Origin of the sequence: Candidatus Poriferisodalis sp. (assembly GCF_965204125.1) — a bacterium.
Classification (GTDB): domain Bacteria; phylum Actinomycetota; class Acidimicrobiia; order Acidimicrobiales; family Poriferisodalaceae; genus Poriferisodalis.
This window is the reverse complement of the sequence record NZ_OZ241968.1, coordinates 2,998,829-3,021,292: the sequence shown is the minus strand read 5'-3', so window position 1 is coordinate 3,021,292 and position 22,464 is coordinate 2,998,829. Positions and strand designations below refer to the sequence as shown.

At 67.3% G+C, this 22,464-nt stretch carries 14 protein-coding genes; 3 read left to right on the top strand and 11 right to left on the bottom strand.

The features are described from left to right. Positions 1-7: 7 nt before the first annotated feature. From ACOGXD_RS13930 to ACOGXD_RS13905, 6 genes are all read right to left on the bottom strand, one after another. Entirely contained in the window at positions 8-1,540 is a 1,533-nt protein-coding gene (locus ACOGXD_RS13930; protein WP_419915618.1) for a trimethylamine methyltransferase family protein, read from the bottom strand. After that, positions 1,537-3,678 (bottom strand): ASKHA domain-containing protein, encoded by a 2,142-nt coding sequence (locus ACOGXD_RS13925; RefSeq protein WP_419915617.1) that lies wholly within the window; start codon positions 3,676-3,678, stop codon positions 1,537-1,539. Before ACOGXD_RS13925 ends, ACOGXD_RS13930 begins: the two co-directional genes overlap by 4 nt. A 10-nt stretch (positions 3,679-3,688) precedes the next feature. Then, the gene (locus ACOGXD_RS13920; protein WP_419915616.1) at positions 3,689-4,618 is read right to left on the bottom strand and encodes a dihydropteroate synthase; all 930 of its coding nucleotides are present in this window, start codon (positions 4,616-4,618) and stop codon (positions 3,689-3,691) included. Then, a complete protein-coding gene (locus ACOGXD_RS13915) occupies positions 4,615-5,313 on the bottom strand; it encodes a DUF1638 domain-containing protein (protein ID WP_419915615.1) in 699 nt (232 codons plus the stop codon). The genes ACOGXD_RS13920 and ACOGXD_RS13915 overlap by 4 nt, the downstream gene beginning before the upstream one ends. A 148-nt stretch (positions 5,314-5,461) precedes the next feature. Continuing rightward, entirely contained in the window at positions 5,462-6,184 is a 723-nt protein-coding gene (locus ACOGXD_RS13910; RefSeq protein WP_419853464.1) for a corrinoid protein, read from the bottom strand. 240 nt (positions 6,185-6,424) lie between these two features. Then, positions 6,425-8,137: a proline--tRNA ligase gene (locus tag ACOGXD_RS13905; protein ID WP_419915614.1), complete on the bottom strand. Its 1,713-nt coding sequence runs from the start codon at positions 8,135-8,137 to the stop codon at positions 6,425-6,427. Between the two features lie 247 nt (positions 8,138-8,384). Between ACOGXD_RS13905 and ACOGXD_RS13900 the strand changes: the two genes are divergently transcribed. Together ACOGXD_RS13900 and ACOGXD_RS13895 are read left to right on the top strand one after the other, a co-directional pair. Beyond that, positions 8,385-11,963 (top strand): DEAD/DEAH box helicase, encoded by a 3,579-nt coding sequence (locus ACOGXD_RS13900; RefSeq protein ID WP_419915613.1) that lies wholly within the window; start codon positions 8,385-8,387, stop codon positions 11,961-11,963. Continuing rightward, entirely contained in the window at positions 11,960-12,361 is a 402-nt protein-coding gene (locus tag ACOGXD_RS13895; protein WP_419915612.1) for a hypothetical protein, read from the top strand. The genes ACOGXD_RS13900 and ACOGXD_RS13895 overlap by 4 nt, the downstream gene beginning before the upstream one ends. Positions 12,362-12,416: 55 nt before the next feature. On the opposite strand, the gene ACOGXD_RS13890 is transcribed toward ACOGXD_RS13895, so the two are convergent. Genes ACOGXD_RS13890 through ACOGXD_RS13880 form a run of 3 tightly spaced genes read right to left on the bottom strand, consistent with a single transcriptional unit; the run spans position 12,417 to position 16,526 of the window. Further along, positions 12,417-14,030, bottom strand: coding sequence for a flavin-containing monooxygenase (locus ACOGXD_RS13890; RefSeq protein WP_419915611.1), 1,614 nt, complete (start codon positions 14,028-14,030; stop codon positions 12,417-12,419). A 3-nt stretch (positions 14,031-14,033) separates the two neighbouring features. After that, positions 14,034-14,747, bottom strand: coding sequence for a DsbA family protein (locus tag ACOGXD_RS13885; RefSeq protein WP_419915610.1), 714 nt, complete (start codon positions 14,745-14,747; stop codon positions 14,034-14,036). 42 nt (positions 14,748-14,789) lie between these two features. Then, positions 14,790-16,526 (bottom strand): N-acyl-D-amino-acid deacylase family protein, encoded by a 1,737-nt coding sequence (locus tag ACOGXD_RS13880; protein ID WP_419915609.1) that lies wholly within the window; start codon positions 16,524-16,526, stop codon positions 14,790-14,792. Between the two features lie 176 nt (positions 16,527-16,702). Between ACOGXD_RS13880 and ACOGXD_RS13875 the strand changes: the two genes are divergently transcribed. Then, on the top strand, positions 16,703-17,557 hold the full coding sequence (locus ACOGXD_RS13875; RefSeq protein ID WP_419915608.1) for a hypothetical protein: 855 nt from the start codon (positions 16,703-16,705) through the stop codon (positions 17,555-17,557). 153 nt (positions 17,558-17,710) lie between these two features. Here the strand turns inward: ACOGXD_RS13875 and ACOGXD_RS13870 are convergent, their stop codons facing one another. Together ACOGXD_RS13870 and ACOGXD_RS13865 are read right to left on the bottom strand one after the other, a co-directional pair. Next, positions 17,711-19,795: a DNA gyrase/topoisomerase IV subunit B gene (locus ACOGXD_RS13870; RefSeq protein WP_419915607.1), complete on the bottom strand. Its 2,085-nt coding sequence runs from the start codon at positions 19,793-19,795 to the stop codon at positions 17,711-17,713. Further along, positions 19,795-22,242, bottom strand: a complete 2,448-nt coding sequence (locus ACOGXD_RS13865; RefSeq protein WP_419915606.1) for a DNA gyrase/topoisomerase IV subunit A — start codon at positions 22,240-22,242, stop codon at positions 19,795-19,797. The genes ACOGXD_RS13870 and ACOGXD_RS13865 overlap by 1 nt, the downstream gene beginning before the upstream one ends. Positions 22,243-22,464 lie beyond the last annotated feature (222 nt).

Here is a 22,464-nt window from a genome sequence, read left to right as displayed (position 1 = left end):
TGTGCAGCTACACGATGGCGTCGGGCTCTTCGGCCTTGCGTCGGGCGATGTAGTCGCACAGCTCGGCGTCAATCGCGTCGTCGATGGGCGGCGCCTCGTAGTCGGCGAGCATCTGCTTCATCAGCCGGTTGGCTCGCTGGGCCGCATCGAGCGAGCCCTCATCGGACCACTGCTCAAAGCTGTTGTTGTCGGCGATGGACGATTGGTAGAAGGCAGTCTCGAAATTGGCCAGGGTGTGCGGATGGCCCAGGAAGTGGTCGCCGTGGGGGTTCGTTGTGAACGCCTCGACCGCCTGGCCGTTATCGGACATGTCAACGCCCCGGGCGTACACCTCCATCATCCCGAGCTGGTCGGCGTCCATCAGCAGCTTCTCGTAGCTCAACGTCAAGCCGCCTTCGAGCCAGCCCGCTGCGTGCAGCACGAAGTTCACCCCCGCGGCGATCGTCGGCAGCAGCGTGGATGCCGATTCGTAGGCCGCTTGGGCATCGGGTGCCTTGGACGACGTGAACTGCCCACCCGAGCGGAACGGCACCCCAACACGCCGTGCCAGCTCGGCCATGACGTAGATCGCCAGACCTGCCTCGGGCGTGCCGAACGTAGGCGCACCGGTGGCCATCGACATCGAGGATGCGAACGTGCCGAAGATCACCGGGGCCCCTGGCCGCACGAGCTGGCAGAACGCTATGCCCGACAGCGCCTCTGCCAGCGCCTGGGCGGCCAACGCCGCCACGGTGACCGGCGACATGGCGCCGGCCAGGATGAAGGGCGAGATCACGCATGCCTGGTTGTGCTGCGCGTACACCTCGGCTGCGCCGAGCATGGTGGCGTCCCAGCGCAGCGGTGACGAGGCGTTGATGAGGCTCGTCAGTACGGTGCGATCGCTCAGATCGCCGCCGAAGGCGATGCGGCAGAGTTCCACCGAATCGGCTGCGCGCTGGGCTGCCGTCACCGAGCCCATCAGTGGCTTGTCGCTGTAGCGCAGGTGCGCGTACACCATGTCGAGGTGGCGTTTGTTGACCGGGACGTCCACCGGCTCGCAGACCGTGCCGCCGCTGTGGTGAAGGTGGGGGAGCATCCAGGTCAGCTTCACCACCTTCTCGAAGTCGCCGAGGGTGGCATACCGGCGTCCGGCATCGAGGTCAGTGACGAACGGCGAGCCGTAGTTGGGGGCGAACACGGTGGCGTCACCGCCGATCGGCACCGACCGAGCCGGGTTACGGGCGTGCTGGACATAGGTGGCCGGCGCGGTGGCCTGAATGATCTCGCGGCACATGCCGCGCGGGAACCGGACCATCTCGCCGTCGACCTCTGCGCCGGCGTCACGCCAGAGCTCAAGCGCCCGGGGGAAGTCCTGGAAGGCGACCCCCACCTCGGACAGGATCGTCTCGGCGTTCTCCTCGATCTGGGCCAGGCCCTCGGTGTCGAGCACGTTCACCGGCGGCAGCCTCCGCTGTACGTGGGTGTTGAATGCCACGTCGGCTGCCGTTCGCTGGGCCTGGCGGGCCGCTCGACCGCCTCCTCGCCGTCGTCGCTCGCTCATGCTTCCTCGCTCATCGGGACCGCCCGGCGTCGTCTCGTGCGGTGGTGGGGACTCGCAGTTCTACGGGGTGAGCTGGGCAGGTCCACCACTGCAGCCAGCAGCGGGTTGCGGGCCGTGGCATGGGGGAGTGCCATGGCAGCCACGAAGAGCTCCTGGAAGCGGGGCTCGGTGGCGGTCTCGATCTTGCGGATGCTGCGGACCACCCGTTCCATCTCGGTCCGCTGGCTTCCCGACAGCAGCGCACGCACAGCTCCGGTGCCAGCTGCGTTGCCGACCGACCGCACCTCATCCGGGTCGCAGTCGCCGATGAGCCCGAGCACCATCGCCCGTACCGGATCGATGTGCGCCCCGAAGGCTCCAGCGAGCAGCACACGGTCGGGGGCCTCGATCGCGGCGTGCTCGCACAGCAGGTCGATGCCGGCGCGCAGCGCCGCCTTTGCCAGCTGGATGGCCCGCACATCGTTCTGGGTGATGGTGATGGTGGGCCCGTCGGCACCTTCGGGGGGCTCGTACAGCACGAACGACGACGTCCTGCCATCGGAGGTCACACGGGACGCCCGCTCGCCCTCGCCCGGCGGCGCTGCAATGACCCCATCGGGCGACAGCACCCCGGCGAGGTACATCTCGGCGATGACCTCGATGATTCCGGAGCCGCAGATTCCCGTGACGCCTGCTGCCGCGCTGCGAGCGCCTACGGCGACTCGCCGTTCGACTGCTTCCGCGAAGCCGGGCTCATCGGACCACAGGTCGCAGCCGATGACGCGCACCCGAGGAGCCCAGGTTGCCGGATCGATGCGCACGCGCTCGATCGCTCCCGGCGTTGCGCGCTGACCGCAGCTGATCTGCGCGCCCTCGAATGCGGGCCCGGTCGGGCTGGACGCTGCCCACAGGCCATCCGAGTTGCCCAGCACGATCTCGGCATTAGTGCCCACGTCCACCAGGAGGGTGATGGCTTGGTCACGATACGGCCCTCCAGCGAGCACTGCCGCCGCAGTGTCGGCGCCCACATGACCCGCAATCGCGGGCGCGACGTAGAGGCGAGCCGATGGGCACGGCAGGTCCATCTCCGGCCCGTCAACCTCGACGGCCGCGTCGGTCGCCAAGGTGAACGGTGCCTGCCCGAGCGGGGTCGGGTCGATGCCGAGGGCGATGTGGATCATGATCGGGTTGCCGACCAGCACCACCTCCAGCACAGCGTCAGGCTCAGCACCGGCATCAGCGCACAGCTCGGTGATCAGCGCCGCGAGCGAGTCTCGGACGAGCGCAGTGAGTTCCTGGGCGCCGCCGGGGTTCATCATCACGTACGACACCCGGCTCATCAGGTCCTCGCCGAGGCGGATCTGCGGGTTCATACGGCCGGCGGAAGCCAGTACGTCACCGCTGTGCAGGTCGACCAGGTGGCCCGCAATGGTCGTCGAGCCGATGTCGATCGCAACGCCGAGCGCCGCTGTAGCTATTCCAGGCCATACCGCGGTCACCATGCCGGTGCGCTCGCTCCGCTCTGGTCCGCTCCAGCGAACCGCAACCGTCACCAGCCGGCCGCCGGCGTCGTCGGGGGAGCCGGCAGCGACCGATGCGTGGAGCCCCGCGAGTGCGCCCGGCAGGATGCCGGCCAGGTGAACGCCCCATTCGTCGGCCACGCAGTCGATCACGACCTGGGCGAGCCCGCGACGCTCGTCGAGCGTCGGCGGCGGCACGGTGACGGCATGCAGCGTCGCCAGCGGGTCGAGCGCTATGTCGCCGACATCGACGGTCTTGCGCACCACCGGACCGTGCAGTTGGCTCTCCGGCGGCACGTCCACCACGACATCGGCCTGCACCCGCGCCTGGCAGCCCAGCCGTGCGGATGGACCCAGCGGGCGCCGGCCCGCATACGCGGTCTCGGTGCCACCCGGCGAGCTGAGCGCTTCGGGGCCGGCGGTGATGGCCCACTTGGGAAACGAGCCCACCGACGGCTCAACCTGGCAGCGGCCGCAGATGCCGCGCCCGCCGCACACGCTGTCGAGATCGACACCGAACTCCCGTGCGGCATCCAGCACAGTGGTACCGGCCTTCACTGCGCCCGCCCGCCCGCTGGGGGTGAACACCACCCTGACCGGCTCCGGGTCATCGGCGGACGTGAGCGAGCCCGTCGGCATCGGGGCTCCCCTAACCAGTGCGCGCGCGACGTCCGCCCCGTCGGCGGGGACGTTCGCCGGACCCTGCGCTGGCAGCACTGTCGGCCCCCATTGCGCTGCGGTCGCGGTGCTCGGAGATCCACGCCGCACAGTTCTCGTCGTTGCCTGCCAAGACGTCGCCGGCCATGACTGCTGCCTTCACATCGGCATGGAGCGGGTTCATGATGGCCGAGGTCATCCCAGCACCGATCGCCATGGCCAAGAAGGTGCCGGTGATGACGTGCCGGTTCGGCAGGCCGAAGCTCACATTGGAGGCGCCGCAAGTGGTGTTGACGCCCAGCTCGTCACGCAGCCGGCGCACAAGATGGAATACCTGCCGTCCTGCTGTGGCCATCGCACCGATGGGCATCACCAGCGGGTCCACAACCACGTCTGCTGTGGGAATGCCATAGTCGGCTGCTGCGCTCACAATCCGCTTCGCTACGTCGAAGCGGACGTCAGGGTCCTCGCTGATGCCGGTCTCGTCGTTGGAGATGGCGACCACTGCCGCCCCGGCCCGCGCCACCAGCGGGAGCACCCGCTCCATCACCTCCGGCTCTCCGGTCACGGAGTTGATGAGGGGCTTGCCCACGTAGGCGTCCACGCCGGCTTCGAGCGCCTCGATGATCGACGAGTCGATGCTGAGCGGAACATCGGTGACCGACTGCACCAGCTTCACCGCCGCTGCGAGCAGTGCAGGCTCGTCGGCGAGCGGCACGCCGGCATTGACATCGAGCATGTGGGCGCCGGCCGTCACTTGTGCCAGTGCGTCAGCTTCGACCCGGCTGAAGTCACCCTCCTTCATCTCCTCCGCAAGCAGCTTGCGACCGGTGGGATTGATGCGCTCACCGATCATCACGAACGGTCTGCCGAAGCCGATCACCACTTCACGCGTGGCAGAGCTGATGACGGTGTCGGTCACGCGGGCACCTGGTGCTCGTCGCTGCGCTTCGGCGCAGCGAGCTCAGAAGGCACGGTGCTGCGTCTTGGCGCAGGGACGCTGGTCAGCGTGGTCTCGAGATCGCCGTAGCCGGTCTCGACGATCTCTAGTGGCAGGCCGAGACGTTCGGCCCCGGCGCGAGCGCAAGCCTCAATGCGAGCGCGCTGAGCGCCATCCGGCGTTTGGGTCAGCAGCACCACCCGGCGGTAGTTGCCGAAGTAGAGCTCTGCCAGCTCGGGATGGTCGGCAATGCCGAGGCCCTGCCAGACCAGCAGGTCGAAGTGACGGGCCAGATAGTCGGTCAGGTAGAAGGTCGCCGGTTCGGCTTCGGACATTTCGTCGAATCGCGGGGCCGTGGCGAAGAACTCGTAACAATGCGCGCCGGGCACTCGGGTCATCGAGGGCCCGTCGCCTGCCGCATGAGCTCGCTCGAACTCGGCGCACAGGTCGTCGATGGCTCCAGCGCTGCCGCAATCGCCATAGCCGAGGAGTATCTGTTCGTAGGTTCGACCCTGCTGTGCGAGCCGGTCCAGCCGTGCGCGCACTTCCGGCGCAATGAGCGCAGGACGGTTATGCAGCTTCGCTGGCAGGCACTCCACATCGATGTGTTCGAGGCCTCCGCTGCCGACAATCGCCTGGAGCTCGTTGGCGAGTGCACCGCAGCCGAGTACCAGCACGCGGCGTGATCGGCTCTCTGCTGAGGCGGCAACCCGTCGCGGTGCGCGCCGCGCGGCCGCCGGTTTCGCTGCAGCCTCGGTTACCCGGCGCGCACGCGAGCGCCGTCGCCGGCGAGCGGTGGATTCCGGAGACGAGGTGGCTGTCATCTCACGCAGCGGCAGCGCGCCGGGCCCTGATGAGGTCTGTGGCGGTCTCCGCCGCGACCGCAGCATCGCGGCAGTAGGCATCGGCTCCCACGGCTTCGCCGAACTCCTGGTTCAGCGGGGCACCGCCGACGATGACGAGGTAGTCGTCGCGCAAGCCCTGCTCGATCAGCGTGTCGACGACCACCTTCATGTACGGCATGGTGGTGGTCAGCAGCGCTGACATGCCCAAGATGTCGGGGCGATGCTCAGCGAGGGCGCCGAGGAACTCGTCGACGTCGGTGTTGATCCCCAGGTCCACCACCTCGAAGCCCGCACCCTCGAGCATCATCCCCACCAGGTTCTTGCCGATGTCATGGATGTCGCCCTTGACGGTGCCGATGACGATCTTGCCGATCGGTTCTGCGCCGGTCTCGGCGAGCAATGGCCGGAGCACCTCCATGCCGGCCTTCATGGCATTGGCGGCGAGCAGCACTTCGGGAACAAACAGGATCCCGTCGCGAAAGTCGATGCCGACGATGCGCATGGCCTCGACCAGCGCCTCATTGAGGACTTTGTCGGCCCCCCAGCCGCGCCCGAGCAACAGCTCAGTACCTTCGACGATCTCGGGGCCGAGCCCGTCATAGAGATCGTCATGCATCTGTGCGATGAGATCGTCGTCGTCGAGGGCTGAGAGGTCGATGTCCTCATCAGCATCGGCGCTGTCGACGGTTGCCGCATCGGCCATGCCTTGCCCCCTCGCCATGGTCATGACGTGTGCCGGGCACCCCCGTCCCGGTCAACTGTCCAAGATTCAGCATGGGTCCTGCGGCCGAGTCGTCCCGCTGTGCTGTTCAGCAGATTGCTGTTCCGCATAGTGGAACTGTGCCGCAGAACGGTACAGCAGTACGGTACCACGAACCCCGCCAGAACAGCGACATTGGCGCGCACAAATGTCCGGCAAATCGCCCGCGTCTGCCCGCGTGTTTCAACGGCGATGAGCGGCGATCTCTCCGGCCGTCAAGGCCGCCGCCTCGGCCACCGCGAGCAGGCGCGTCTCGCGGGCCGAGCGTTCGGTCAGCTCCACGTTGCCCTCCGCGAGGCTGCGTGCACCGACCGTGAGCCGGTAGGGCACGCCGACGAGCTCCGCGTCGGCCAGCTTCACACCCGGCCGCAGCGGTCGGTCGTCATACAGGCAGTCGACCCCGAGCGCCGCCAGTTCGCGCTGGAGCCCCTCGCCGGCTGCCGACTGGGCTTCATCGGCAGGATCGAGCACGGTGATGACTGCCTCGAACGGCGCTACAGCGACAGGCCAGATCAGGCCGCGCTCGTCGTGATGGGTCTCGGCCACCGCGGCCATCGCCCGCCCGATGCCGATGCCGTAGCTGCCCATAATCGGGGTGCGGGCCTCGCCGTTCGTATCGAGCACCGACACGCCCATCGCCTCGCAGTACTTGCGGCCCAGCTTGAAGATGTGACCGGCCTCGATGCAGCGCACGATCTCCAGCGGCTCGCCGCACACGACGCACGCCTCGCCTGCTGCGACTTCGCGTAGATCAGCCCAGCGAGGATCGATGATGTCACGCGCCACATCCACTTCACGCAGGTGCCAGTCGTCTTCATTGGCCCCGGTGGTCATCGAGGTTCGGCCCCGCAGCGCCTCATCGACATAGATCGGCAGATCTTCGACACCGACCGCTCCCAGGCTTCCGGGACTGGCGCCGAGCTGCGCCACCGTCTCGGATTCGGTGGCAGGACGCACATCGGTCACGCCGCTGCAGTCAGCCAGCTTCTGCAGGTTGAGCTGATGGTCGCCTCGCAAGACCACCAGCGTGAGCTGATCGTCGAGGACCATGACCATGGTCTTGAGCTGCCGATCGGCGGGCGCGCCGCCCTCGAACGACGCAAGCGCGTCGATGGTGCGGACGCCCGGTGTCGCGAATCGCTCAGGCGGCCCGGTGGGGGGCGGATCAGCGATCGGCGGCACCGCCGCACGAGCCCGCTCGATGTTCGCCCGGTACCCGCAGTTCGGACACCGCGCCACGTCGTCCTCGCCTGCGGGCGACTCCACCATGAACTCGACGCTGGCATCGCCGCCCATGGATCCCGAGGAAGCTTGTACGGCCATCACGTCGAGATCGAGTCGCCCGAAGATCCGCAGGTAAGCCTCGCGGTGCGCCTCGAATGACACGTCGAGGCCTGGCTCGTCCATGTCGAAGCTGTATGAGTCCTTCATCATGAACTCGCGCACCCGCAGCAGGCCGCTGCGCGGGCGCGGTTCGTCACGGAACTTGGTCTGGATCTGGTACCAGGTCTGGGGCAGCTCCCGGTACGAGCTCATTTCCGCCGCCAGCGTTGCGAAGACCTCTTCGTGCGTCATGCCCAGCACGACATCGGCATCGTTGCGATCGCGCAGGCGGAACATCTCCGAGCCCATGACGCTCCACCGACCACTCCGGCGCCACAGATCGGCCGGGTGCATCGCTGGCAGCAGGAACTCCTGCGCGCCGATGGCATCCATTTCCGCTCTGACGACATCGGCGACCTTGTTATGCACGCGCAGTCCGAGCGGCAGCAAGCTGTAGTGCCCCGAGTGCAGCTGGCGGATGAAGCCAGCCCGCACGAGCAGCTGATGACTCGCGGCGGTGGCGTCGCCGGGCGCATCGCGCAGCGTCGGGATGAACGAATCAGACCATCGCATTAGACGCAGGGTAAGCGAGCAACCGCGTTGCGATGCAATGCGTGTCCGGTACCCTCAGTCGGCGTAGCCGGCGACTGCACACCGGCGACCGTGCATCGGTCGTGCGGTCTCGGCAGCGGACCAGGGCCACAGTGCCGACCACGGTGACTGTGTCCGCAGCAGGTCCTGCATCGACGGTTCGGGCCATGCCCCCAGCGCAGTCCGGACAGGCGTTGCAGCCCACCTGCCCGTGCCCATGCATGACGCGATGAGCGACGAAGACTCACCGACCCATACCCCGAACCGGGGCGCGCCGACGCTTCAGCAGCTCGCGCCTGCCGATGGCGTCACTCGCAACGGCGACACCTCAGGTGCTGCCGCAGTGCCCGAGGGCACAGGGCGCAATGGCGCGGCGCCGTCTGTTCTCGCGTCCATGCGCTGGTCCCAGATTGCGCGTCTCGTCTGGGCCGAGGCGCAGGGCACTGCCGGGAGGGACGACCTCACCGCGCTCGAAACCGACCGGATGCGCTGGGAACGAGTTCTGCTGGATCTGCTCGACCAGACGGAATCCTCGCTGTCAGGAGCCCGCCGGCTGCCCCGGCCGATCCGCCGGCAAGTCGTGCGAGACTTCGAAACCGACTTCTCCGAGCTTGCCGCCGCCTACGAGCGCCTGACGGGCCTCGATGCCACCGAGTCGCCCGATGACGCAGCCTCGGATCCTGGCACCGGCGATGCCGCAGCAGGTCCGCTGCCCGAACCGGCCGCACTGCAGCTGTCGTGGCAGCCCGGCCGGATCGTTGCGTGGGCTGCAGGCGCCGGCACCGAGCCCGACCCCACAGATCGGATCATGGATCGCCTGGTGGCCACCGGAGCCCCAGACAGTGTCTGGCGCCCCCATCCGAACATCAAGCTGCCGGGCGGGATGAGCGCCGAGGCACTGGTGGCTGACGTCGGCGACGTCCTGGGCTGGCTGGTCGGTCTCCAAGGTCCGGCGGCCGGCAGCTCGGCCGGCTCGTCGTCGATATCCGGAAGCTCTCCCGGCGTCGCAGCCGACAGCGATTCAACCAGCGACGACGAGTCCCTGCACGGCAACGAGCAGCCCGACACTGCCGAGAGCGGACCGAACGGCGACCTCTTGCTGGGTGCCAGCGCACTCTGGCTGCGAACCGCGGCCAGGACGGCGGTGGAACTGGTGGCAGGTGGGCGAACAGTGCCGCGGCTCCACCGAGTCCGCAAGCGTCGCAACCGCAAGCGGCCCGACACGGCGGAATTCTCGGTGCAGTGGCAGCCCGCCTCGCCGCCGGCAGATCAGCTGACAGCGCTCATCGACTGCCTGCCAGGTGCAGTGGCCGCACCCGAACCCAAATCTGAGGCGCGAACCACGGTGCAATCGGCCCTGTCCGGCATGGTCGACGCCATCGTGACGAGTGCCGCAAGACGGCTCGATGTGCCTGCCGCTTCGCCCGAGCCTCGGAGCCGGGCGGAGATGGCAGAGGCCTTCCTGGCATACCTCGACGGCACCCGCTTTGTCGGCTCGGCAACGCAGGGCTCCGATCTGGCCCGACGCATCGAGCTGTGGGCCAGGCCGGTGACTGCCGCCGCCCGGCAGTCGCTGGTCGTTCGGCTGGACGAGCCCGACGACGCCGGGGCGTGGCACATGGAGGTGCTCGCCACCAGCCCCGAAGGCGCGACCGAGCCCGTCGAGGTTGCGATGGTGAGCGGCGTCAGCTCCCATCGCACCGAAGTGCGCGATCAGCTCACTCGCCTCGAACGGCTGTTGCCAGTGCTGATGCGCCCCGGAGGCAAGCGACGGGGCGAAGTGATTCTCAGCCAAGACGAAGCATGGGAGCTCATGTCGGTGACGGGACCGGCACTGCAGTCCGCGGGATTCACGGTCGAGGTCCCGAACCTCTCCCGGGAGCGCCCGGCGCCCTCGCTCCGGCTCACCGCTACCGAGGACGCCGACAGCGCCCTAGGAGCGCAGCAGCTCACGGCCGTGAGCTGGACAGCGGTCTTCGGCGACGTGGAGCTGACCGCAGATCAGATTCATGAGCTGGCCTCCCAAGCACGGCCGCTGGTACGCGACCGGGGCCAGTGGATTGCGCTGGATCACGCCGACCTGGCCGAGGCGGCCGCCGCACTTGCCGAGCGCGAGGACGTCACCGCGCTCACCGGTTCGCAGATGCTGCGCCAGGTACTGGGCCTCGAAGGCCCGTCGGTACGCGGCGGCATCACCATCTCCGGCAGCGGCTGGGCGGCCGACCTGCTGCGCTCTGCGTCGGAGATCTCGTCCGCGCCACGGCGCAGCCCCGAGGGTTTCGTGGGCGAGCTTCGCAACTACCAAGCCGAAGCGGTGGCCTGGCTGGAATTCCTCGACGGGGCCGGCCTCGGTGGCTGCCTCGCCCTGGACATGGGTCTGGGCAAGACCCCCACGGTGCTCGCTCGCATTGCTGCAGACCGGCGCCAAGGCCCCGCCCTGGTCATCGCTCCGCCAGCCGTCGTCAGCAACTGGGCAGCCGAAGCGGCGCGCTTCACACCGGGGCTGTCGACGATCATTCATCACGGCCCCGCCCGGCGCGAACCCGCAGAGCTGGTCGAGGCCCTGCGCGACGGCGCCGGCTCGGTCGAGAACGGGCAGATCGATGTGGTGATCACCACCTATGGCACTGCTGTTCGCGACATCGACGCCCTCGAAGATGTGGCCTGGGACCGGATCGTGGTTGATGAGGCGCAGGTCATCAAGAACCACACCAGCGAGACCGCCAAACAACTGCGCAGGCTCTCAGCCCGGATCCGCCTTGCCTTGACCGGCACCCCGATCGAGAACGGCCTCGGCGACCTCTGGGCGATCATGGACTTCTGCAATCCAGGCCTGGTCGGGTCCAGGACACCGTTCATCGCACAGTTGCAGCGTCCCGGCGACGCACGCGGCGCCGCCGAGTCGGCCCTGCATGCGCTCAATGGAGTGCTGGTGTTCCGTCGTACCAAGGCAGAGCCGCAAATCGCGGCCGAGCTGCCCGACCGCATCGACGAGCTCGCGCATTGCGCAATGACGCCAGAGCAGATCGGCCTGTATCAGGCGGTGCTCGACCAGCTGATCGTCGACACGGCCGAGAGCGAGCAAGCGGGCGAGAAGCGCAAGGGAGCCGTGCTGGCGGCGATCACCGCCCTCAAGCAGATCTGCAACCATCCGCTCAACTACCGGCCCGACGACATCGACGAGCAGATCGAGGGGCGCAGCGGCAAGCTCGACCGACTGCACGAGATTCTCGAAGCAGTCTTCGCGGCGGGGGAGCGGGCGCTGGTGTTCACGCACTTCGCCACCTGGGGCGAGCGGCTGGCCGCTCATCTGACACGGCGGACCGGTCTGCAGATCGACTGCTACCACGGCGGGCTGGGTCGCGCTGCCCGCGATCGCATGGTGCGCCACTTCCAGTCCGAGGACGGGCCCGGGGCGATGGTGCTCTCGCTCAAGGCAGGCGGCACGGGCTTGAACCTGACCGCAGCGAGCCATGTGGTGCTCTACGACCGCTGGTGGAACCCCGCAGTCGAGGACCAGGCCCGCGACCGGGCCTGGCGCATCGGTCAGACCCGTACAGTCATCTGCCATCGCCTGGTCTGTCCGGGCACAGTGGATGAACGGGTGGAGGAGGTCGTGGCCGGCAAACGGCGCATCGCCGACATGGTGCTGCCGAAGTCCAGTTCCATCGGCGATCTCGACGCCGAGCAGCTCCGGCACGCCTTGGGCATCGATCCTGACGCGCTCCTCGCCGACGATTCCAACGGGATCGACACCAGCACGCCCCCGGTGGCAGACCTGGTGCCTGCAGGCGCGGGTGGGTCATGAGCAATCGCCGTCGCCGCAAGACGTCGCGTACCCGCCGTATCGACGGGGCTGAGGTCCAGCAGCGGCAAGCCGCCGCGGCGAGCGCAGCGTTCTGGCATGGCGCGGCGGGGGCGACGCCAGAACAGCCTGATACAGCCGCCGATGGAACTGCAGACGCATCGGGCTATGCCGGACCGGTGCAGCAACCCGACATGCTCACTGAGACGCGCCGTGTCTCGGTCACGACGGATCCGACATCGACCGTGCGCTCGCTCGGCAAACCGCCGCTGGCGGGACGCGAGGCAGCCGCGGAGCACTACTTCGAAGCGGTCTATCAGCGCGCCGTTGCGATGGCCGGGGCACTGGCGGCAGCGGGCGGCCTGCTCGCTTCAGACGACGAGGAGTTCACGGCGTCCTGAGCGCTGTCGAGACGGCCGGTCCGCTGCACCTCGATGTGCACGGACCCGGTCGGCGTCACCCGAGCTGGATGCCCTCGTAGCCGTCAGCGGCGATCGCGTCGACCTTGGCCCGGTAGCGCGGCGCTCCGCCGAAATAGGCTTGATAGCGGACGCTGCCCTCTTGGTGGCCGGCGACGTTGGAGTTGTAGCCGGTGAACCAGCCCTTGCTGCGACGGAACAGCATCCGCTCATGGGCACGGATTACCTCGTTCACCCATTCCAGCTCGGCCCCGAGCTCGGCCTCGACCCTGCTGTGGCCGTTCTCGAATGCATAGGCCACCAAATCGGTAATCCAATCCACTCCCGTCTCGATCGCCCGGGGGAAGTTCGTCGACCCTGACACGCTCTGAGGTCCGGCCACCATGAACAGGTTGGGGAACCCGTGCGACAGCACGCCCAAGTACGTGCTCGGTCCGTCCCGCCAGCGCTCGGCCAGCGAGGTGCCGTCGACGCCGAGAATCTCCACGCGGTCATACGCTCCGGTGATGGCATCGAACCCGGTGGCATAGACGATCAGATCGAGGTCGTAGTGGGCGCCGCTGGTCTGAATGCCCGTCGAAGTAAAGTGCTCGATCGGCGTTTCTCGCAGATCCACCAACTCCACGTTGGGTCGGTTGTAGGCCTCGAAATAGCGGGTTTCCAGCGGCAGGCGCTGGAGCCCGAAGCCGTGGTCTGTCGGGATCAGCTTCTCGGCCACGGCGGGGTCGTCGACCCGGCCGCGAATGCGGTCTGCGATGTAGTCGGACAATTCCCGGTTCGCCGTCTCGTCGAAGAAGATCTCCGCGAAATTCGCGGCCAGGATGGCGAAGCCGGACTGCGAATAGAGCTCATCCCAAAAGGCGCGGCGCTCGGCCGCCGTCATGTCCCAAAACCCCCACCGTGGCACATGCTCGAAGCCGCCAGGAGAGGCTGCGCAGTTGGCGAAGATCTCGTCGTAGCGCCCCCGGATCTCGTCCATCTCGGCGTCGGAGATGGGGGAGTTGTTGAGCGGAGTGCTCCAGTTGGGCCGGCGCTGGAACACCTTGAGCTCCGCAGCCTTGTCAGCGATCTCGGCGATCACCTGGATGCCCGTCGCCCCGGTGCCGATGACGCCGACCCGTCGCCCCTCCAGCGCAACCGGCTCGGTAGGCCAGAAGAAGGTGTGAAACGCCTCGCCCTCGAATGCGTCCATGCCGTCATAGCTCGGCAATGTCGGTGCCGATAGGGGGCCGAGGCTGGTGATGACAAAGCGCGCCGTATGCGAACCGCCGTCGCTGAGCCGCAGATGCCACTGCCGTGCACTGTCGTCCCACGCCATCCGCTCGACTCTGGAACCGAAGCGCATATGGCGACGGAGGTCGAACTTGTCGACCACGAAGTTCAGGTAGCGCAAATTCTCCGGCTGGGACGAGAAGCGCTCCTTCCAGTGCCACTCGTCGAGCACCTCCTTCGAGAAGGAGTACCCGTACGTGTAACTCTCCGAGTCGAACCGGCAACCCGGGTAGCGATTGCGGTACCACGTGCCGCCGAGATCATCGTCGCCCTCGAGGACGACAGCATCGATGCCGAGGTCGACGAGCCGCTTGATCTGGTAGATGCCCGACACCCCGGCGCCCAGCACCACGACATCGCTGTGCCGTGCAGGGTCCATTAATCAGTCCGCTGCCGCAGGCTCGAAGCCGACTTCCTTGCCGCGGTTGATGCTCACCCAGTCGCGTGCCTCGAGGTACGGCCTGAAGGTGTCGAAGATCTTCTTCTCGTCGCGCGGCATGTGCTGGATCTCGTACAGGTGCGGGAACTCCAGCCAGCCCAGCACCAGGTCCCACATGCGCAGCGCTGCGTCGCCAGTGGGCGGGTCGAGCAGCACCGGTCCGAAGATCGCCGTGTCGCCGAAGTACAGCGTGGGCACGCCGAAGCCGCCTGAGTCGATGACCCGCTGGTGCTCGGCCTTGATCTCGTCATGGGTGCTCTGGTCGTCGATCGAGAGGTCGACAATGCCGGGATCGGCGCCGATCTGTTCGAGCAGATGACGGGCCACGTCGGGATTGTGGGGACGGTTGCCGTCGACATGGAGCGCCTCGCCCGACACCGCATACCACTGGTCGAGCAGATCCATCGACTCTCGCCGCAGGATCGCCCCAATGCGCATCATCGACCAGCCGTAACTCCAGTCGCGCTCCCAGGGATGCTTCTTGCCCTCGCGCAGGTTCACCTCTTCGAGGCTGAAGAACTTCCAGTTCACCGTCAGCCCCAACTGGTCGCGGACGTCGCGCATCCAGATGGACGTCTGGTATGCCCAGGGGCACATCACGTCGAAGTGGAAGTCGACCTCGGTGGGGCCGTCGTAGGTCTCAGGAGTGATGGTCATGCGGGTGTCTCCAATTCAGCCGTGCTGTGTCTTGCGGGCCGCTCAGCCGCGGCCGTGACGCAGCAGCCGGCCGGGGGTTGCGCCGGTGCATTCGCCGGACTCGAAGGTGACCTCGCCGTTGACGATGATCTGGTCGTAGCCCTTGGCCCGCTGGACCCGGCGCCACTCGCCGCCTGGAAGGTCGTGCTCGACGTTGCCGATCCACGGCGGGTCGATCTCGAGCTCTTCCATGTCGTAGACCACAACGTCGGCGGCGGCGCCCTCGCGCAGCGTGCCCCGGTCCTTGAAGCCGGCAGCATGGGCGGCCAGCGCCGAGAGCCTGTAGTGCGCTTCCTCCAGAGTCACGGTGCCTTCGTCGCGCACCAGCCACGTCAGGAAGTCGGTGGTGTAGGAGCCGCCGCTGAAGAACTTGGTGTGCGCGCCGCCGTCGGAGACACCGGGGATGGCGTACGGCGACTGCATCATCTCGCCCATGAACTCGGCGTTCGAGCCCTTGTCGGGGCCCAAGAACTCCACGTTGAGATCGCCCTGCAGCGACAGATCCAGCATGACCTCGACGGGGTGCTTGCCTTGTTCTTCGGCCAGATCACCGACCGAACGGCCGACGTACTGCTGCATGTCGGCCTGGCGGTTGACGCCCTGGACGACCAGGCCCTTGGGGTTGCCGCCCACGCCTGCTTGGATGACCTGCAGCCGGCGGTCGGCTTCCTCGGCTTCGTCCACGAGCGCCTTGCGCAGCTCCGGATCGGACATCTTTTCGATCTTCTCCTCCTTCGAGCCCGTGGTGACCGCACGCCAGGCGGGGGAGGCGTCGTAGAGGTTCCAGTGCTCGAGCGTGAAGGCGAAGCCAGCGCGGCCGGTGCCGCACTGTGCGTAGATCGGCAGCTCCTGGTTCCAGCACTTGTCGATCCAGCGCAGCGGCCGGCGATGCACTTCGGGATCCTTGCGTGCGGGCGCAACCACGTTGTGCAGGATTGGCCTGCGAGCGGTGCCGGCCAGCACTTCGAGGAACTTGATGTCGGCCCGGATGTCGCCGGTGCCTTGGGTGATCTGGATGAAGCCCTCGTCCCGCTCAGCCAGCACACGGGCCAAGTTGAGAATGTCCTCGTCGCACATGATGTCGGTCACCATGGGGGAGCCGTCGAAGTCGGCCTGCACGCTGTCAGGGCCGAGGCGTTGGATGGAGAATCCGCAGAGACCCGCGTCCATGCCTTCGTGCAGGAGGCGGGCCATCTCCTTGCGCTCAGCTTCGGATGCCGGTTCGCCCGCCTTGGCCTTGTCGAGGCCCATGACGTAGGTCATGAGCGACGCCGTGGGCATGTACTGGATGACGTTGACGCCCTTGGGGGCACGTTCCAGCGAGTCGAGATATTCGGGGATGGTCTCCCAGTCCCAGTCCATGCCCAGCCGCATCGACTCATACGGGATCGCCTCAGTACGGGTCATGGTGAGCATGGAACGGTCGCGGAACTCGGGCTTGACGGGGGCGAAGCCGAACCCGCAGTTGCCGAGCACCACCGAGGTCACCCCGTGGTAGCCCGAGATGGTGCACCACGGATCCCAGCGAATCTGGGCGTCGTAGTGGGTGTGCAGGTCAACAAAGCCGGGCGCCACGATCTTGCCGGTGGCGTCGATCTCGCGTTCGGCCGTGCCCTGCGGGCGGCCGCCGAGCTGGGCGACCTTGCCATCGCGTATCCAGACATCGCCCTTGTAGCGAGGCACCCGTGTGCCGTCGACGACCGTTCCGCCCTTGATGTGAATGTCGAACTCAGCGCTCATGGCATGCCCCCGTACTGCTCGGCGTGATCTGATCGCGCCGGTTGCACCCGGGCCAGGCGCCCGAGCAACCGTCTCATCACGCTACCCGTCCCGCTCCAGGCCTGCCGGGACGCTGACAGCTCTCAGCGAGTGTCAAGCCATAGGCTCCCGCCTCGTTTGCCGACCCCCCCAAGGCAATGTCCCCTCTCTCACAACATCTCAAACGCATCGCCGCGGCCACGGTCTGTGTGTCGGCCGTCGCCACCGGTGCATTGATCTTGGCTGCCGCCAGCTCACCGGAGATGGGCACCACGTCGCCCCCGGCGAGCCCATCCGCGCAACGCTCGACGCTGTCATCAGCAGATTCGGTCTCGACGGCCCTACGCAGCCCGCTGACAGCACCGCCGGTCATCATCGAAACCAGTTCCGAGCTGGCATCGCCACGCAGGGAGGGAGTGGAAGACAACGCAGTCGTCGAGCATCCGAATCTGCCCGCCTCGCCCATCGCGACCGCATATGAACTCGTCGAACCGAGCCAGCACTTCCGCCGCACGGTTGCGCCAGGAGTGTCGTTGGCATGTGACCGCTACCGATCTCAGGTTCAAGAAATGGGGGATTGGGACCCCGACGTAGTCCTCGCGTTGATGTGGCGAGAATCGCGCTGCACCGAACGCCTGGTGTCTGTGACCAACGACTGGGGCCTCCTCCAGCTCAACGCCACCTGCTGGGCCGGCAAAGGCATCGATCGACTTCCCGAGGTTGCCCGTCTGCCCGACGACATCAATGCGCCGGAACTGCGCTGCGACGGCATCACCACGGCTACACCCGCCGCGCAGTGGTGCTTCCATGCCAAGGAGGAAGGGCGACGTACAGGTCGTCGACCGTCTTCTCCATGCGATCCATGGCTGCAACCGGAGATCAACCTCCAGGTTGCGTACGACATGTGGGCTATCCGGGGATGGCAACCCTGGTGCTTTGACGACAGCAGCCGGGCCTCACCAGCCTGCGAAGCCGCCGCAGACGCACCGGGTCCGTCGCCGACCACGGGCTAGCAGCCTGCATCCCGGCAACGGAACCGGAGCCCAGCCTCTCCGTGCGGGCATGGCCAAGTTGCATAACTTGACATAATGTCTATTATCGGCGTTCCGAAACCGGTCCGATAGCCCCAGAAATGGACCCGGCCTCGGCGCTCGTGACAGGGCGTTTCAGATGTCGAGTGCCTGGCCGTAGTCGCTGCTGTGCTTCACGATGAACTCGCGGCGCGGCTCGACAGCGGCGCCCATCATCACCGAGAACGCCCTTTTGGCCTGTTCCTGGGATGCGCGGGCTTCGCCGAGGGTGATCTTGCGCAGCACTCGTGTCTCGGGGTTGAGCGTGGTCTCGAACAGCTCGTCGTCGTCCATCTCGCCGAGGCCCTTGAATCGTGTCAGCCGGTAACGCCGGCCCGCGGTGTCCAACTCGGCCATCAGTGCATCCCGTTCCGCTTCTGAGTACACGAACCGTTTCTCCTGCCCGATCGTGAAGGCGTGAGTGGGCGGCTGGGCCGCGTACACGCGTCCCGCTTCCAGCAGCGGGCGCATGTAGTGGTACATGAGGGTGAGCACCAGACAGCGAATGTGGCTGCCGTCGACGTCGGCGTCGGCCAGCAGCACCACGCGCTCGTAGCGGCAGCCGTCGGCGTCGAAGTCCGGCCCCGAGCCGGCCCCCAGCGCGGTGAATAGCGCTGTCGCCTCCGCGTTGTCGAGCACAGCACGCAGCGTGCCCTTGCCAGCATTCACCACCTTGCCCCGCAGCGGCAGCACCGCCTGCCAGGCGCTGTCACGGGCACGCTTCGCCGGTCCCGCCGCGGAGTCTCCCTCGACGATCAGCAGTTCCCCGTCGGGATGCAGCCGGCAGTCGGCCAGTTTGTCGGGCATGCCGTTGCTGCCCAGTGCGGCTGCCTTGCGTCGCTGGTCGAGCGCCCGCCGCGACTCCACCCGGTTCAGCACGGCGTCTGCCAGCTTGTCGATCAGCGCTCGCACGTGCACCTTGCGCGAACCGGGTGCGCTGCCGTCGAACCAGGCGCGCAGGCCCTCCCGCACCACGTTGGCCACGATCCGCTGCACCTGCGGGGTGCCGAGTTCCCGTTTGGTCTGGCCACGGAACTGCGGCTCGGCAAAGGTTGCCCGCACTACCGCGATCAAGCCCTCCTGGGCATCTTCTCGCTGCGCCCGGGCATCGTCCTTGAGACGCCGCAGCTTGCGGGGATCGGCCTCGCTCAGCGCGGTGTTCACCGAGGCGGTGAGCGCCCGTTCGAATCCGGCGATGTGCGTGCCGCCCTCCGGCGTCGGGATCGTGTTCACGAAGCCGACGATGCGAGTGTCGTACGAGCGAGTCCAGCGCATGGCGATCTCGACGTCGCACTGACGTTCGACGTCGGTGAGCTTGCCGTCCACCGGAACCCGCTCGGTGAAGGACTCCGAGCCGGTCAGGCGGATCAGCCCGGTCACCGGTTCGTTGTCACCTGAGAGCTTGTCGACGAAATCGCCCAGACCCCCGCTGGACACAATCTGTTCGACGACGGCTGGGTCTCGGCGGCGATCGGCGATGCTGATCTTGACCTTGGGCACAAGGAAGCAGACCTGTTCGATGCGCTCGCGTACCTCGTCGAAGTCCACCGTGGCGGCGGGGTCGAAGATCCCCGCGTCGGGCCAGAACCGCACCCGCGTTCCCGTGCGCCCAGCCGACACCCGGCCGACCCGCTTGAGCTTATGGCTCGCTCGGAAGCGGCCGGCGCTGTCGGTGTGGCCAGCGATGCGGTCTTTGAACTCCAGGCGGTGCGTAGCGCCCTTGCGGTTCACATCCACCTCCATGCGGCTGGACAGCGCGTTCACCACCGAGGCGCCCACGCCGTGCAGCCCGCCGGAGGCTCCGTAGGCCCCGTTGCCGAACTTGCCGCCGGCGTGCAGCTCGGTGAACACCACCTCGACAGCGGTGATGTTGTCGTGCTTGATGTCGATCGGGATGCCGCGGCCGCGGTCGATGACCTCGTAGGAACCATCGTCATGCAGCGTGATCTCGATCAGCTTGCCGTGGCCTGCAGCGGCCTCGTCGACGGCGTTGTCGATCATTTCCCACAGCAGGTGTGTCAACCCGCCCGAGCCGGTGCCGCCGATGTACATGCCGGGGCGCTTGCGGACCGCTTCGAGTCCTTCGAGGACTTCAATAGCACTCGCGTCGTAGTCGGGCATCTTCTCGGACATCTTCGGTGTGCGGGCCCTGCTGGTGATCGACGGTGATGATGGTGCCATCAGAACCGGTACTCCCCCAGCGCAAGGATGCGCTCGGCGATGTGCTTGGCCTGCCCGTTGCGCCGGGTCGGAGCGAGTTCGGGCCGCTGCGGTATCGGGTCTGGTGACCCGATGTCGTCGTGGGGTGCCACGATCGCGGCGATCTGCCGGTTGAGACCCACCCATCCGTAGGCAACCTGCGTCTCGAAGCCAGCCAGCTTCACTGTCGGCGAACCGGCGGTTCCCCGTCCTCGTGAGGGAATGTCGGAGATCTCGGTGACCTTCATCGCGCCTTCGTCGGTCACCAGCACCACCACGGCCCCGAAGGAAACTGATCCAGCTGCCACGACGGTGCTGCCAGCTCGCAGCTTGATGCCAGCGACACCGGCTGCGCCGTGACCTCGCACGGTGAGCGCCTCTGCCCCGAACCGAAGCACGTGACCCGTCGTGGACACCAGCGCCACCTCCGAACCGTCGGAAGCTTCGAAGGCAGCAACGACCCGATCGCCGTCGCCGAGCGAGATGACGGTGTTCCCGCTGCGCACTGAGATGAGCGACCCAGCATCGAGACGCTTCGCGATGCCGGCGCGCGTCACCAGAGCGATCGGTGCGCCAGCGTGGCCGAAGAGCGCCACCGGCTGCTCGCCACGCGCCAGCGAGAACATCTCGCGCACGGGTGCGCCACGACTCCCCCGCAGCATTTCGGGAACCGACCGCACTTCGGTGCGCAGCACCCTGCCTCGGTCGGTCACCAGGTGCACCACGTCGAAGTCCGAGGAGGTCGCCGTCGCCAGGAGAACGTCGTGGCGACCTGGCTTGGCGCTCAGGGGATCCTCCTCGTGCCGGCGGCCCAGCAGGCCCGACGTGGACAGCGTCACGAGACTGGTCCGCTCGTCACCGACGATGTCGCGTTCGAGATCGAGGGTTCCTTCCGCGCTCCCCTCCCCCACCGCTGGCGCAGCGCTCACCATCTCGTCGCGATGGCTGATCTGGGTGCGGCGCGGCACCGCGAACTGCTCCACTAGCTCGTCCAGCTCACGCTCCACGATCGTCCTGCGCCGTGCGTCCGACGCCAGGATCTTGCGGTAGCCGTCTATGGCCTCGCGGACCTCGGCGAGTTCGTCGCGCAGGCGTTGCGTCTCGAGGGCGGTCAGCCGCCGCAGCTGCATGTCCAAGATGTGGTTGGCCTGGATCTCGGTGAGGTCCAGGCGCGCCATGAGCTCAGTCCGTGCGGCCGCCACGTCGGCTGCTCCCCGGATGATCGCGATGACCTCATCGATGTCGTCGAGCGCAACCAGCAGGCCCGCCAGGATGTGCTCCCGCTCGGTCGCCCGGTCCAGCCGGTACTGGGTGCGCCGGACGATCACGTCGAGCCGGTGAGCGATGTAGTGCTCACACAGCGCCAGCAGGCCGAGCTGGCGGGGCACCCCGTCCACCAAGGCCACGTTGTTGATGCCGAATGTGTCCTCGAGCGGCGTCAGGCTCCACAGGCTCTCCAGCACGGCGTGGGCATTCACGCCCGGCTTGCACTCGATCACCAGCCGCAACCCGTGGTTGCGATCCGAGAGATCGTTCACCGCGGCCACGCCGTCGAGGCGCCCGCTGGCCACCAGCTCACGAATCTTGGCTTGCACCCGTTCGGGACCGACCATGTGGGGCAACTCGGTCACCACGATGCCGTCGCGGCGGGCAGTCAGCGGCTCGATGTGGGCCTTCGCCCGGATGCGAATGGTGCCGCGGCCGGTCTCGTAGGCCTCTGCGAGCGCATCATCGACGATGACGACCCCGCCGGCAGGAAAGTCGGGTCCGGGCACGTGGGCCATGAGCTCGGCGATCGTGGGCTTGGGACGGCGCTGGCGCAGCACCAGCCTCAGGGCGGCGCAGATCTCGGACAGGTTGTGCGGCGCCATGTTGGTGGCCATGCCCACTGCGATGCCGCTCGCTCCGTTGACCAGCAGGTTCGGCAGCAACGCCGGCAGGCACGCCGGCTCGGTCCGTTCGCCGTCGAAGTTCGGCACCAGATCGACGGTGTTCTCGTCGATACCAGTCACCATCGTCATCGCGGCCGGACTCAGCCGAGCCTCGGTGTAGCGGTAGGCGGCCGGTGGGTCGTCAAGGCTGCCGAAGTTGCCCTTCGGCTCGACCAGCGGCACCGACATAGCGAAGTCCTGGCCCATGCGCACCATCGCCTCGTAGATGGCGCCGTCGCCATGGGGGTGGTATTTGCCCATCACCTCGCCCACGACCCCAGCCGACTTGCGGAACGGCGTGCCGGGCCGCAGGCCCAGGTCGTCCATCACATAGAGAATCCGCCGTTGCACCGGCTTGAGGCCGTCACGAACGTCGGGAATCGCCCGGGCCGTCGTGACCGACAGCGCGTAGGGCATGAACGAATCACGCATCTCATCAGCGACGTCGACCTCGTGGATCTCGCGTGCGATCGTCGTCGGTGCGGTCGGTCCGGCCATCGTCGGAGGCCCTTTCAGGGACTGGTGGTGTCGTAGAGCTATAGGCGTGCGTGAGCGCGCCACCAATGCCTAGGTGAATCGCTGTAACGCGGGACACCCGGTGGCTGCTTTCGAGGGTACGACGATTACCGTCCCCCTCCGAGGAATTTTCTCGCAGGCCTCCGATCGGGCTCAAGAGCACCTGCGGCGCTGCGTGATCCAGTGCCGCCAAACCGGAGGCAC

What these genes read in the sequence shown, in the direction of transcription:
- ACOGXD_RS13865 (WP_419915606.1), bottom strand. Translation starts at nt 22,242, where the DNA reads ATGGCCGGACCGACCGCACCGACGACGATCGCACGCGAGATCCACGAG.
- ACOGXD_RS13905 (WP_419915614.1), bottom strand. Translation starts at nt 8,137, where the DNA reads ATGCGATGGTCTGATTCGTTCATCCCGACGCTGCGCGATGCGCCCGGC.
- ACOGXD_RS13900 (WP_419915613.1), top strand. Translation starts at nt 8,385, where the DNA reads ATGAGCGACGAAGACTCACCGACCCATACCCCGAACCGGGGCGCGCCG.
- ACOGXD_RS13890 (WP_419915611.1), bottom strand. Translation starts at nt 14,030, where the DNA reads ATGGACCCTGCACGGCACAGCGATGTCGTGGTGCTGGGCGCCGGGGTG.
- ACOGXD_RS13925 (WP_419915617.1), bottom strand. Translation starts at nt 3,678, where the DNA reads ATGCCGACGGGCTCGCTCACGTCCGCCGATGACCCGGAGCCGGTCAGG.
- ACOGXD_RS13895 (WP_419915612.1), top strand. Translation starts at nt 11,960, where the DNA reads ATGAGCAATCGCCGTCGCCGCAAGACGTCGCGTACCCGCCGTATCGAC.
- ACOGXD_RS13930 (WP_419915618.1), bottom strand. Translation starts at nt 1,540, where the DNA reads ATGAGCGAGCGACGACGGCGAGGAGGCGGTCGAGCGGCCCGCCAGGCC.
- ACOGXD_RS13875 (WP_419915608.1), top strand. Translation starts at nt 16,703, where the DNA reads ATGTCCCCTCTCTCACAACATCTCAAACGCATCGCCGCGGCCACGGTC.
- ACOGXD_RS13880 (WP_419915609.1), bottom strand. Translation starts at nt 16,526, where the DNA reads ATGAGCGCTGAGTTCGACATTCACATCAAGGGCGGAACGGTCGTCGAC.
- ACOGXD_RS13870 (WP_419915607.1), bottom strand. Translation starts at nt 19,795, where the DNA reads ATGGCACCATCATCACCGTCGATCACCAGCAGGGCCCGCACACCGAAG.
- ACOGXD_RS13885 (WP_419915610.1), bottom strand. Translation starts at nt 14,747, where the DNA reads ATGACCATCACTCCTGAGACCTACGACGGCCCCACCGAGGTCGACTTC.
- ACOGXD_RS13910 (WP_419853464.1), bottom strand. Translation starts at nt 6,184, where the DNA reads ATGGCCGATGCGGCAACCGTCGACAGCGCCGATGCTGATGAGGACATC.